General features: G+C 74.3%; 11 protein-coding genes. 6 read left to right on the top strand and 5 right to left on the bottom strand.

The window, feature by feature from the left end; translation table 11 throughout:
* The first annotated feature begins 393 nt into the window (after positions 1-393).
* Positions 394-1,110: a TetR/AcrR family transcriptional regulator gene (locus CCN56_RS00235; RefSeq protein WP_256961598.1), complete on the top strand. Its 717-nt coding sequence runs from the start codon at positions 394-396 to the stop codon at positions 1,108-1,110.
* Positions 1,111-1,306: 196 nt separating this feature from the next.
* Here CCN56_RS00235 and CCN56_RS00230 read toward each other — a convergent pair whose 3' ends face one another.
* The 3 genes from CCN56_RS00230 to CCN56_RS00220 form a co-directional block, all read right to left on the bottom strand.
* Positions 1,307-2,083, bottom strand: coding sequence for an SIMPL domain-containing protein (locus CCN56_RS00230; RefSeq protein ID WP_086821922.1), 777 nt, complete (start codon positions 2,081-2,083; stop codon positions 1,307-1,309).
* Positions 2,084-2,217: 134 nt separating this feature from the next.
* A complete protein-coding gene (locus CCN56_RS00225) occupies positions 2,218-3,234 on the bottom strand; it encodes a DUF6745 domain-containing protein (RefSeq protein ID WP_179199616.1) in 1,017 nt (338 codons plus the stop codon).
* 26 nt (positions 3,235-3,260) lie between these two features.
* Positions 3,261-3,587: a hypothetical protein gene (locus CCN56_RS00220; RefSeq protein WP_041132176.1), complete on the bottom strand. Its 327-nt coding sequence runs from the start codon at positions 3,585-3,587 to the stop codon at positions 3,261-3,263.
* A 166-nt stretch (positions 3,588-3,753) separates the two neighbouring features.
* On the opposite strand from CCN56_RS00220, the gene CCN56_RS00215 reads away from it, so the two are divergent.
* From CCN56_RS00215 to CCN56_RS00195, 5 genes are read left to right on the top strand one after another with little or no spacing between them, the layout of a single operon-like run.
* Positions 3,754-4,713, top strand: a complete 960-nt coding sequence (locus CCN56_RS00215; RefSeq protein WP_086821920.1) for an STM4015 family protein — start codon at positions 3,754-3,756, stop codon at positions 4,711-4,713.
* A gap of 59 nt (positions 4,714-4,772) precedes the next feature.
* On the top strand, positions 4,773-5,999 hold the full coding sequence (locus CCN56_RS00210; protein ID WP_179199615.1) for an STM4014 family protein: 1,227 nt from the start codon (positions 4,773-4,775) through the stop codon (positions 5,997-5,999).
* A gap of 11 nt (positions 6,000-6,010) precedes the next feature.
* Positions 6,011-6,904, top strand: a complete 894-nt coding sequence (locus CCN56_RS00205) for an STM4013/SEN3800 family hydrolase (protein ID WP_179199617.1) — start codon at positions 6,011-6,013, stop codon at positions 6,902-6,904.
* Positions 6,901-8,235 (top strand): STM4012 family radical SAM protein, encoded by a 1,335-nt coding sequence (locus tag CCN56_RS00200; RefSeq protein WP_086821918.1) that lies wholly within the window; start codon positions 6,901-6,903, stop codon positions 8,233-8,235. Before CCN56_RS00205 ends, CCN56_RS00200 begins: the two co-directional genes overlap by 4 nt.
* Before the next feature lie 9 nt (positions 8,236-8,244).
* Positions 8,245-9,108 carry an STM4011 family radical SAM protein gene (locus CCN56_RS00195; protein WP_086821916.1) on the top strand — a complete coding sequence of 288 codons (864 nt, stop codon included), beginning with the start codon at positions 8,245-8,247 and terminating at the stop codon, positions 9,106-9,108.
* Here the strand turns inward: CCN56_RS00195 and CCN56_RS00190 are convergent.
* Positions 9,095-9,889 (bottom strand): SGNH/GDSL hydrolase family protein, encoded by a 795-nt coding sequence (locus tag CCN56_RS00190; RefSeq protein ID WP_086821914.1) that lies wholly within the window; start codon positions 9,887-9,889, stop codon positions 9,095-9,097. The genes CCN56_RS00195 and CCN56_RS00190 overlap by 14 nt on opposite strands.
* Before the next feature lie 163 nt (positions 9,890-10,052).
* The coding region (locus CCN56_RS00185) for a M23 family metallopeptidase (protein WP_086821913.1) at positions 10,053-10,895 on the bottom strand (843 nt) is incomplete at its 5' end.

Below are 10,895 nucleotides of genomic sequence, written 5' to 3'. Positions count from 1 at the left end.
GCGCGGAACCCACGGGCGAGACGCTCGCCCGTGGGTTCCGCGCCGAAGGACTCGGGGCGCAGCGCGCGCAGCCGGGCCCGCGGCGAACGGTCGGAGCCGGTACCGGTCACAGGACCTCCTGATCTCTGGGGGTCGTTCCATTATGAGCGGCCCGCGGCGGAGACGGCCGGGCGGACGGGAGTACGCCGGATCCGGGCGTCCGTACGGTGCCTCGACACCATGGGCGCGGCGACCGCCCTTCCGGACGTGGTCGTGGACTCGTGCACCGACGCCTGGTGGTGGCGGACGAGCTGCTGCCGGTGATCGTCGGGCACCACGGTCGGTGCCGGACCGGCCACGCGCCGAAACCGTTGACGATCATGCCCTTGTCATGTGCTGTGTAGGCTGCACAGCGTGGCGAGAGTGCGGTTGAGCGTGGCCGAGCGGCGGGACGAACTGCTGAGGGCCGCCGTCGAGCAGATCGAGGCACGCGGCGTCGCGGCCGTCCGGATCTCCGACGTGGCCGCCGCCCTCGGCGTGAGCAACGCGCTCGTGCTCTACCACTTCTCCTCGAAGGAACAGCTGGTCGCCGCGGCCTTCACCCACGCGGCCGAGGGCGACCTCGCCCAGCTGCGCCGGTTGCTCGGGCGGCGCTCCACGGCGGTGCGACGGCTGCGGGCCGCGGTGCGCTGGTACGCCCCGACCGGCCAGGCCAAGGGCTGGCGGCTGTGGATCGAGGGCTGGGCGGCCTCCCTGCGCGATCCGGAACTGCGCCGGGTCGCCGCCTCCCTCGACCAGGAGTGGAAGGCTGCGCTGACCCGGGTGATCGAGGAGGGGACCGCCGCCGGGGAGTTCCGCTGCGCGGATCCGGCCGGGGCGGCCTGGCGGCTCACCGCCTTCCTCGACGGCCTCGCCGTCCAGACGACGTCCTACACCGGCGCCCTCCCGCGCACCACGATGCTGCGCTGGGCGGACGCGGCCCTCGCCCGGGAACTGAACCTGCCGGTGGGAGCTCCGGCCGAACCGGCGGGGGCGGAGGACCCGGCAGGACCGGGGGACCTGGCAAGGCCAGAGGACCCGGCAGAACCGGAGGACCCGGCGAGGCCGGAGGACCCGGCAGAACCGGAGTAGTCGTGGTCCGAGGACGGGGCCGGCCCGCGTCCGTACCGGCAGCCGTAGCCGGTCCGGACGCGGGTCGGCCCCGTGGCCGGTCGGGCGGGCGGCCGTAGTCGGCCCGGCCGCACGTCCTGTTCCCGGCTGCTCCCTACCGGCCTGCTGTTCCCCGGCGCGCGGGGCAGGGCTCGGCGACCGGGCGGCCTCGAGAGCGTCAGATCAGCTCGTAGACCGCCGAGACGGTGACCTGCTCCTCGATCTCGCCGGGCGCCAGCGGGACGCTCGGCTCGTCCGCGGGGACGGCGGGGGCGGCGCCGGGGCCGGGGCGTACGGACTCGCCCTCGCTCAGCGAGACGAGCCGGCCGAGCCGGTGACCGCTCAGCTGGGCGTGCTGCGAGGCCTTGTCGTAGGCGTCCCGGTAGGCGGCCTCGCGGGCCTTCGCCCGCAGCGCCGACGGGTCGGCGACGTCGAAGACGACCCCGTTGATCCGGCCCACGTTCCCGATGGCTTCGTTGACGGCCCCGACGACCTGGCCGGTCCTGTCGATGTCGCGGACCTTCACGGAGAACGACTGTCCCGCCTGATAGCCGGTCACCTTGCTGTCCCCGCTGGTGTTCTGGGTGTAGACGGGGGCCAGCGCGAGGCTGTCGGTGCGGATGTCCCGGTCGGCGATCCCCTGCTTGTGCAGCACGTCGAGCAGCGCCTCGGCCGCGGTGGTCTGCGCCGCCATCGCCTCCTTCGCCGTCGGGCGGGTGGCCTCGACCCCGGCGGACAGGATCGCCAGGTCGGGTGCGGCGGACGCGCGGCCGTTGCCCGTGACGGTGACCGTGGCCGTGTCCGGGGCTGCCCTCAGGGCGGTGGCACGGAGGGCGGTCCGCTCGGGCGCGACGGCCAGGGCGGGGGCCGCGGTGCCGGCGAGGAGGCCGCCGAGCACGGCGGTGGCGGCGAGCAGACGGGAGGTGCGGGCGGCGCTGGGCCGGCGGATCGTCACAGGCGGTCCCTTCGGGTGTGGGTGCCGGGGCTCCGGCGGGCACATCCCAGCACCCGGCGCCGCCGCCTCCCGCGCGCCACTCCTGACCGACGGCGCCCTTCACCTCTCCGCACCAACCGTGCCCGCCCAGGACCCTAGGTCTGGACGAGCGGCTCGTACGCCTCGGGCCGGAGCCCGAAGGTCCAGGCGACGCCCTCCCGCGCGGTCCGGGTCGTGGGCGGCACCCGCAGCCAGTACGTGCGGTGGGTGCCGTCCGGCTCGGGCGTGGAGTTGACGACCTCGACCATCACCACGTCCTCGTCGTCGGCGAGTTCGATCCGCCAGAGGACGCCCGTCTCGTCGCGGTGCTGGTGCCGGGCACCGGACGCGGCGAGATAGCGGTCGTAGCCGTAGTACTCCAGCATCACGCGCCGCAGTTCGGCGTTCTCCTCCTCGCGTATCCGCTCGGGGGTGAGGTCGGCGAGACCGGCGAGGAACTCGGCGGGCACCGGCATGCCCCGCCAGGCGTGGAGGGCGAACCCGTCGGCGAAGGCGAGCGCGGGGCCGTCGCCCCGGTCGAGCCGGCCCGCCTCGTCCCGGTGGAGTTCGACCGGGCGCTCGCAGATCACGACGGCGTTCTCGTACGGCCACCACCAGCCGGCGTGCTCGGCGACGGTGGCGAGTCCCGCGAGCCGGTCGCCGTTCCCGTCGAAGGCGGCGAGCCAGGCCGCGTCGTGCTGGCCGAGCACGGCGTCGAGGAGGAGCAGCCGCACCTCGGCCGCGTCGGCGCCCGCCGCTTCCGTCACCCCGGCCCGTATCCGGTCCGCGAGGCTCCGCGTCAGGTCCCAGAGCCGGGCGCCGGTCGCCTGCCAGTGGGCCGCCCAGCCCGCCGGGCCGAGCGCGTCGTGGAGCCGGCGGCGCTCCTCGGCCCACGGCCGGGTGCGCACCTCGTCCCGTACCGAACGGCCCGCGTGCGTCAGGCCCCGGAGGAGCGTGACGGCCGCGAGCGGCGAGTCCGCCCAGAGGACGCGCTCCGGCGGGGCGAGGCCGGCCGAGCGGTAGGCAGACCGGACTCCGGCCTCGGCGGCGGCGCGATCGGCGGGTCCGGTGGCGGCGGCGACGGCCCGCCACCTGTCCGCCGCGGTGGTGCGGTTCATCTCGGTGTCCCCCATGTCCTTCGCTGTCTCTCCGGCGGACATCAGTCCGCGACGATCCGGTACGCCCCGGGCACGTACTCCCGCTGCCGCACCACCCGGTACCAGCCCTTGGGCAGCGGTATCGGCGCGTGCTCCTCGTGCACCACCCGCCCGCCCTCGGGCAGTTCGAGCAGGAGCGGGCCGAAGGGCCCCGGCTCCCGCACGAGCCTGCCCGGGCCGGGGATCGCGTGGGCGTGTCCGGTGACCTCGCCGAGGGCGAGGACCAAGCGGCCCCGGGCGTCCCTCGGCTCCCCCGCCGCCTCCTTCACGCGCTCCGGAACGGCCGCCTCCGCGACGGGCGCGATCAGCACGTCTCCCTGCCGGTACATGGCTCTCCCCTCCCCGTCCGGCACAAGCGGCCGAACACGGGAACGACGCTAGAGCCCGGCACTGACAACCGGTCCGGAGGCCACCCGGCGAGGGGTGTTGTCGGCGCCGCTTGGTAGAACTCTCTCCATCAGCCGACCCACCTCGCACGTTGTCTGGAGCGCCGTCATGACCGTTGGCACCCACCTGCAGGAATTCCACGGACTGCCCGTGTTCGACTTCCCGGGCCCGGACGCGCAGGTCGAGCTGCCCGCGACGGACACGGTCGCCTGGCGGATCTCCGCCCCGACGTACTCCGACCCCGGCGACGAGCTGTGGGGGCCGCAGTTCGAGCGGTTCCTGAAGACGGTCGACACGGGACGGGTGCGCGCGCTGGTCGTCGGCGGCTGGGACGAGGCCTACGAGAACTCGTCCGCCGACATCGTCACCGCGCTGATCGGCGCCAACGACCGGCTGACGGCCCTGGAGGCGGTCTTCCTCGGCGACATGACCGGCGAGGACTGCGAGATCTCGTGGATCATCCAGTCCGACGTGACGCCGCTCCTCGCCGCCTACCCGGCCCTGACGGAGTTCGGGGTGCGCGGTGGCACGGAGCTGGCCTTCCCGTCGATCCGGCACACCGGTCTGCGGACCCTGGTCGTCCAGACCGGCGGGCTTCCCGCCGCCGTGGTGCGCGGCATCGTCGGCAGCGACCTGCCCGCTCTGGAGAAGCTGGAACTCTGGCTCGGCACCGACGAGTACGGCGGCGACAGCACCACCGACGACCTGGCGCCGCTGCTCGCCGGCACGGCGTTCCCCGCCCTGCGCGACCTGGGCCTGTGCGACAGCGTCATCCAGGACGCCGTGGCCGCCGCCGTCGCGGGCGCACCCGTCGTCGCCCGGATCGAGCGGCTCGACCTGTCCATGGGCGTGCTCACCGACGAGGGCGCGGCGGCCCTCCTCGACGGGCAGCCGCTGACCCACCTCACCCACCTCGACCTCTCCCACCACTACCTGTCGGAGGCGATGTGCGAGCGCGTCCGCGCCGCGCTCGTCCCGCACGGCGTGACCGTCGACCTCGGTGACGCCCAGGTCGCGGAGGACGACGGCGACGGGGACGTCTGGCGCTACGTCGCGGTCGCCGAATGACCTCCGGCCCGCGCCTCGTGGCCGTCGGGGATTCGCCGGATCGCCGACGACCGGGCCTCATGGCCGTCGGGGATTCGCCGGCCAGCCGACGGCCGCGCCTCGTGGTCGTCGGCGATCCGGCGGGCCGCCGCGTCGCGTTCTTCCAGGACGCGCTGCGGGCCGCCGGGCTGCCCGGGGCGCGGGCGGTGTCCTGGCCGGACGTGCTCGGGGGCCGGGCGCGGTTCGCCGCGGGCGAGACCGTACGTCTGGACTCTCCCGGCGAGGATCCCGAGGCCGACCGGCTGCTGCGCGGGGTCGACGATCCGGCCCGGGTCGAGGGCACCGGCCGCTGGTACGAAGGGTTCACCGCGGCCGTGGCGGGGCTCGCCCGCTCCGTCGCGGAGGCGGGCTCCGTCCTCGTCGACGACCCCGCCGAGCTCGCGGTCCTGTTCGACAAGAGGCTGGGCCACGGCCGGCTGAGGACGGCCGGGGTCCCGGTGCCCGAGTCGCCGACCTCGGGACCCGACGCCCCGGCGGTGCGTGGCTGGGCGGACGTCAGGGCGCTGACCGCCGAGAGCGGCATGCGCCGGGTGTTCGTGAAGCTCGCGCACGGCTCCTCCGCCTCGGGGGTGCTCGCGCTGGAGACGAACGGCGCGGGCCGGGTCCAGGCCACCACCTCGGTGGAGCGCGCAGCCGACGGGCGGCTCTTCAACTCCCTGCGGGTACGGCGCTACACGAGCGAGCGCGAGGTCGCCGCGATCGTGGACGCCCTCGCCCCCGACGGCCTGCACGTCGAGCGCTGGCTGCCGAAGGCCACCCAGGACGGCCGGGCCGCCGATCTGCGGGTGGTCGTGATCGACGGGCGCGCCACCCACGCCGTGCTCCGCACCAGCCGCTCCCCCATGACCAATCTGCACCTGGGCGGCTCCCGGGGCGATCTGGACGCCGCACGGGCGGCGATCGCCGCGGCCGGGGGCCGCTGGGCGGACGCCCTCGGGGTGTGCGAGCGGGCCGCCGCCGCCTTCCCCGGCACCCGGTGCGTGGGCGTCGACCTGCTGCCCGCGAGCGGCTGGCGCCGCTTCGCCGTGGGCGAGGTGAACGCCTTCGGCGATCTGCTGCCCGGGCTGACGGGCCTGCCCGGCAGCGGCGCCGAGGGGCTCGACACGTACGGTGCGCAGGTGGCCGCGCAGTTCGGGAGCGGCCATGGCGCAGCCCGTACCCGCGACACCACCCGCGCCATCCGCACCACCGGCATCGCCCGCCCAACCGGCACAACCCGCACCACCACAGGAACGAGCACCACGTGAACCAGCCCGACATGAACGCGATCGTCGGCAGCCACGACCTGCTCCTGGTCACCCTCGACACCCTCCGGTACGACGTGGCGGCCGAGCTCGCGGCCGAGGGCCGCATCCCGAACCTGGCCCGTCACCTCCCCGGCGGCGTCTGGGAGCGGCGGCACGCGCCCGGGAGCTTCACGTACGCCTCCCACCAGGCGATCTTCGCCGGCTTCCTGCCGACCCCCGCCTCGCAGGGGCCCCATCCCCGGCTGTTCGCGGCCCGTTTCGCGGGCAGCGAGTCGACCGCCGACGGCACCTGGGTCCACGACACCCCCGACTTCGTCTCCGCCCTCGCGCACGAGGGCTACCGGACGGTCTGCGTCGGCGGTGTCGGCTTCTTCAACAAGCAGCCGCCGCTCGGCTCCGTGCTCCCCGGTCTGTTCCAGGAGAGCCACTGGGAGCCGGCCTTCGGCGTCGCCTCCCCGTCCTCCTTCGAGTCCCAGGTCGCATGCGCCGAGGAGGTCGTCGCCGGGCTCCGCCCGGAGGAGCGGCTCTTCCTCTTCGTCAATGTGTCCGCGCTGCACCAGCCCAACTGGTTCCACCTGCCGGGGGCGACCCGCGAGGCCGGCGACTCCCGGGAGAGCCACGCGGCCGCCCTGGAGTACGTCGACCGGCACATCGGGCGGCTCTTCGCCGCGATGAGCAGCCGCCGCCCCTGTTTCGCGATCGTCTGCTCCGACCACGGCACCGCCTACGGGGAGGACGGCTTCACCGGTCACCGGCTCGGCCACGACGTCGTGTGGACCGTGCCGTACGCGCAGTTCGTCCTACCGGAACTGCCGGGACCACCAGGACTGCCGGAGCTGCAGGAACTGCCAGAAATGCCGGGACTTCCGGAACTCCCGGGCCCCGAAGGCGAGGCCACGGCATGACCCCCGCCCCCCGCCCGTACCGGAGCTACGTCTACGCCTACCCGCACAAGACGGCGTACCGCGCGCTCCCCGAGCGCCCGGAGCTGGCCGCGCTCTGGGCCGGGGAGCCGAAGGACGCGCTCTCCCTGTACGCGCACATACCGTTCTGCGAGGTCCGCTGCGGCTTCTGCAACCTCTTCACCCGGATCGGCGCCCCGGACGAGCTGACCACCCGCTACCTCGACGCCCTCGACCGCCAGGCCGCCGCCGTCCGCGAGGCCCTCGGGGACGCGGCGCCGGTGCGCTTCGCCACCGCCGCGTTCGGCGGCGGGACGCCCACGTTCCTCACCGCCGCCGAGCTGGAGCGGCTCTGCGACATCGCCGAGAAGCGGATGGGCGTGGACCTGCGGGCGGTGCCGCTCTCCGTGGAGACCTCTCCGGCGACCGCGACCGCCGACCGGCTCGCCGTCCTCGCCGAGCGGGGCGCGACCCGGCTCAGCATCGGCGTGCAGAGCTTCGTGGAGGCCGAGGCGAGGGCGGCGGTACGGCCGCAGCACCGCGCGGACGTCGAGGCGGCGCTCGGCCGGATCCGGGACACGGAGGTTCCGGTCCTCAACATCGACCTGATCTACGGCATCGACGGGCAGACGGAGCGGTCCTGGCGGGTCTCGCTGGACGCCGCGCTCGCCTGGCGGCCCGAGGAGCTGTACCTCTATCCGCTGTACGTGCGCCCGCTCACCGGTCTCGGCCGGCTCCAGGACCCGGCGGCCGCCGACCGGGAGTGGGACGAGCGGCGGCTGCGCCTCTACCGGTACGGCCGGGACCACCTCCTCGCGCACGGCTACGAGCAGGTGTCGATGCGGATGTTCCGCCGCACGGACGCCGGTCCCGCCGGGCCGGACGACTACGCCTGCCAGACGGACGGCATGATCGGCCTGGGCTGCGGGGCCCGCTCGTACACCGCGGCCCTGCACTACTCCTTCGACTACGCCGTCGACATGCGGGAGATCCGCTCGATCATCGACGCGTACACGGAGACGGAGGACTTCTCGCGCGCCGAGGTGGGCCGGGCGGTGCACGGGGACGAGGCCCGTCGCCGTCATCTCCTCCAGTCGCTGCTCCAGGCCGAGGGCATGCCGCTCGCCGGGTACGAGGAGCGGTTCGGGTCCTCGCCGTTCGCGGACTTCGGTCCGGAGCTCGCCCGGTTCGAGGAGTACGGGTGGCTGGCCGCGGACGCCCCGGCGGGGCTGCTGCGGCTTTCGCCCGAGGGGCTCGCGCACTCGGACGGGCTCGGCCCCGAGCTCTTCTCCCCCGCCGTACGGGCCGCGATGGCCGCGTACGAGGCGAGGTAGGCGGCGACCGTGGATCTCACCGTGCTCTACCGGGGCCCGCTCTCCTCCTGCGACTTCGACTGCCCGTACTGTCCCTTCGCCAAGCGCCGGGACAGCCGGGAGCAGCTGCGCGCGGACCGGGCGGCGCTCGAACGGTTCACCGGCTGGGCCGCCGCGCAGACCGGGGACCGGCTGCGGATCCTGTTCACCCCGTGGGGCGAGGGCCTGGTGCGCTCCTGGTACCGGCGGGCGCTGGTCGAGCTGTCGCGGCTGCCGCACGTGGAGCGGGTGGCGATCCAGACCAATCTGAGCTGCCGGACGGAGTGGCTGGCCGAGGCGGACCCGGAGAGCGTGGCGCTCTGGTGCACGTACCACCCGGGGCAGACGCCGTACGAGCGGTTCCTCGGGAAGTGCCGGGAGCTCACCCGTCGAAACGTCCGGTACAGCGTCGGTGTGGTCGGTCTTCCCGAGCACCGGGAGGACGCCCGCCGGCTGCGGGCCGCGCTGCCGCCGCACGTCTACCTCTGGGTGAACGCGGCCGAGGGGCACACGTACACCGACGCGGAGGCCGAGGGCTGGACGGAGCTCGACCCGCTCTTCCCGTACAGCCGGCATCCGCACCGCTCGGCGGGGCTGCCCTGCCGCACCGGGGAGTCGGTGATCTCGGTGGACGGCGAGGGGACGGTGCGGCGCTGCCACTTCGTCAGGGCCGAGCTCGGGAACCTGTACGACGGCTCGTACCGTGCCGCCCTGCGTCCCCGCGCCTGCCCCCTCGCCGTCTGCGACTGCCACATCGGCTACGTCCACCTGGAGACGCTGCCGCTGTACGACGTGTTCGCCGGCGGGGTCCTGGAGCGGATCCCCGCCGCCGTGCCGCCTGCTACAGGGGCATGAGGTCGGGGCGCTTGGCCTCGACGTGGTCGCCGGAGCTCTCGCCGCGCAGCCGGCGCCCGATCCAGGGCACCAGGTACTCCCGGGCCCAGTGGATGTCGTCGCGGCGCACTTCGAGGGTGCCGCGCGGCGGGACCGGCGGCCAGGCCTGGTCCGGGTCGGCGGGCACCGGCATGCCGAGGACCTGGGCGGCGCGCAGGGCGACGCGGGTGTGGCCCTCGGGCGAGAGGTGCAGCCGGTCGTCGTCCCAGGCGCGCCGGTCCTGTACGGACTTCAGCGACCACAGGTCGAGGACCGGGCAGTCGTAGCGGTCCGCGATGGCCCGGACGTGCCCGTTGTAGGTGGCGATCTTGCCGCGCAGGTGCTTGAGGAGCGTCACGCCGCGGGTGTCGAAGCCGGTGGTCACCATGACGGTGCCGACGGCGGAGGTGAGGTCGGCGACGGCGCGCTCGAAGCGCTCGGCCACGTCGTCCGGGTCCGTCCCGGGGCGGATGATGTCGTTGCCGCCCGCGCAGAAGGTCACCAGGTCGGGGGCGAGTTCCTTCGCCCGGGGGACCTGTTCCGCCACGATCTGGTCGAGAAGGCGCCCGCGTACGGCCAGGTTGGCGTAGCGGAAGTCGTCGTGCTCCGGCAGCTGGTCGGCGAGCAGGACCGCGAAGCGGTCCGCCCAGCCGACGTACGTCCCGTCGGGCCCGGGGTCTCCGACGCCCTCGGTGAAGCTGTCACCGATCGCCGCGTACGACCCGAATGCGTTCTTGTCTGTTGATCTCGAATCGTCTGCCACAGGAGCACATTTTTCCCCTTCGGGTGTGACCTACGCGACCGTAAGGAGGGGTTGACGCCTGGTGACATATGCCACCGATAAAGATTCCACCAAGCCGGAATACGCCGGAAGCCCGGCACTCGCGTGCCGGACTTCCGGATGACGAAGTCGTACTGACGTGATGTCAGATGCTCACGCCGTGCGACCGCAGCGCGGCCAGCGGGTCGATGTCGGAGCCGTACTCCGGGCCGGTGCGCATCTCGAAGTGCAGGTGCGGGCCGGTGACGTTGCCGGTCGCGCCGGAGAGGCCGATCTGCTCGCCGCCGGTGACGGTCTGGCCGGCGGAGACGGAGATCGAGGACAGGTGGGCGTACTGCGAGAAGGTGCCGTCGGCGTGCTGGATGACGACCTGGTTGCCGTACGCGCCGCCGTCGCCGGCGGAGTAGACGGTGCCGGGGCCGACCGCGTGGACGGGGGTGCCGGTGGAGGCGATGAAGTCGACACCGGTGTGGTAGCCGGAGGACCACATGGAGCCGGCCTGGTGGTACGGGGTCGACATGCCGGCGCCGGCGATCGGGGCGACCCAGCCGGAGGAGGAGGTCGTGCCGGCCGACGAGGAGGACGCCGAGGAGGAGGAGGTAGCGGCGGCGGCCGGGGCCTGGGCGCGCTCGCTGCCGCGGGAGGCGCGGGGGGCCTCGTCGCCGTTCTTGCCGGAGTTCCACGTGCTCTTGTGCGCGGTCTTGGCGGTGCTCTTCGCGCCGAGAGTGAGCTTCATGCCGGGCATGATCAGCGAGGGGTCGTCGCCGACGACCTGGCGGTTGTCCTCGTAGAGCTTGTGCCAGCCGCCGGCGACGTGGTGCTCGGCGGCGATCTTCGACAGGTAGTCGCCGCGGACGACGGAGTACGTCTTCGGCGCGGCCTTCTGCTGGGCGGCGGGCGCGGCCTTCACCTGGGCGACGGCGTGGGCGGGAGCGGCGGCCGGGGCGGCCTGCTCGGCGGCGTGGGCGCCGGTGGCTCCGAGGAGCGG

The sequence above is a fragment of the Streptomyces sp. NRRL B-24572 genome (genome assembly GCF_002156145.1).
Taxonomy (GTDB): domain Bacteria; phylum Actinomycetota; class Actinomycetes; order Streptomycetales; family Streptomycetaceae; genus Streptomyces; species Streptomyces vietnamensis.
Note: the sequence above shows the minus strand (reverse complement) of the source record. Positions and strands in the feature narration are given on the sequence as shown.

Bases quoted from the DNA above. Each gene is read 5' to 3' on its own strand.
- CCN56_RS00225 (WP_179199616.1), bottom strand. From the start codon at position 3,234: ATGGGGGACACCGAGATGAACCGCACCACCGCGGCGGACAGGTGGCGG.
- CCN56_RS00220 (WP_041132176.1), bottom strand. From the start codon at position 3,587: ATGTACCGGCAGGGAGACGTGCTGATCGCGCCCGTCGCGGAGGCGGCC.
- CCN56_RS00215 (WP_086821920.1), top strand. From the start codon at position 3,754: ATGACCGTTGGCACCCACCTGCAGGAATTCCACGGACTGCCCGTGTTC.
- CCN56_RS00210 (WP_179199615.1), top strand. From the start codon at position 4,773: ATGGCCGTCGGGGATTCGCCGGCCAGCCGACGGCCGCGCCTCGTGGTC.
- CCN56_RS00205 (WP_179199617.1), top strand. From the start codon at position 6,011: ATGAACGCGATCGTCGGCAGCCACGACCTGCTCCTGGTCACCCTCGAC.
- CCN56_RS00200 (WP_086821918.1), top strand. From the start codon at position 6,901: ATGACCCCCGCCCCCCGCCCGTACCGGAGCTACGTCTACGCCTACCCG.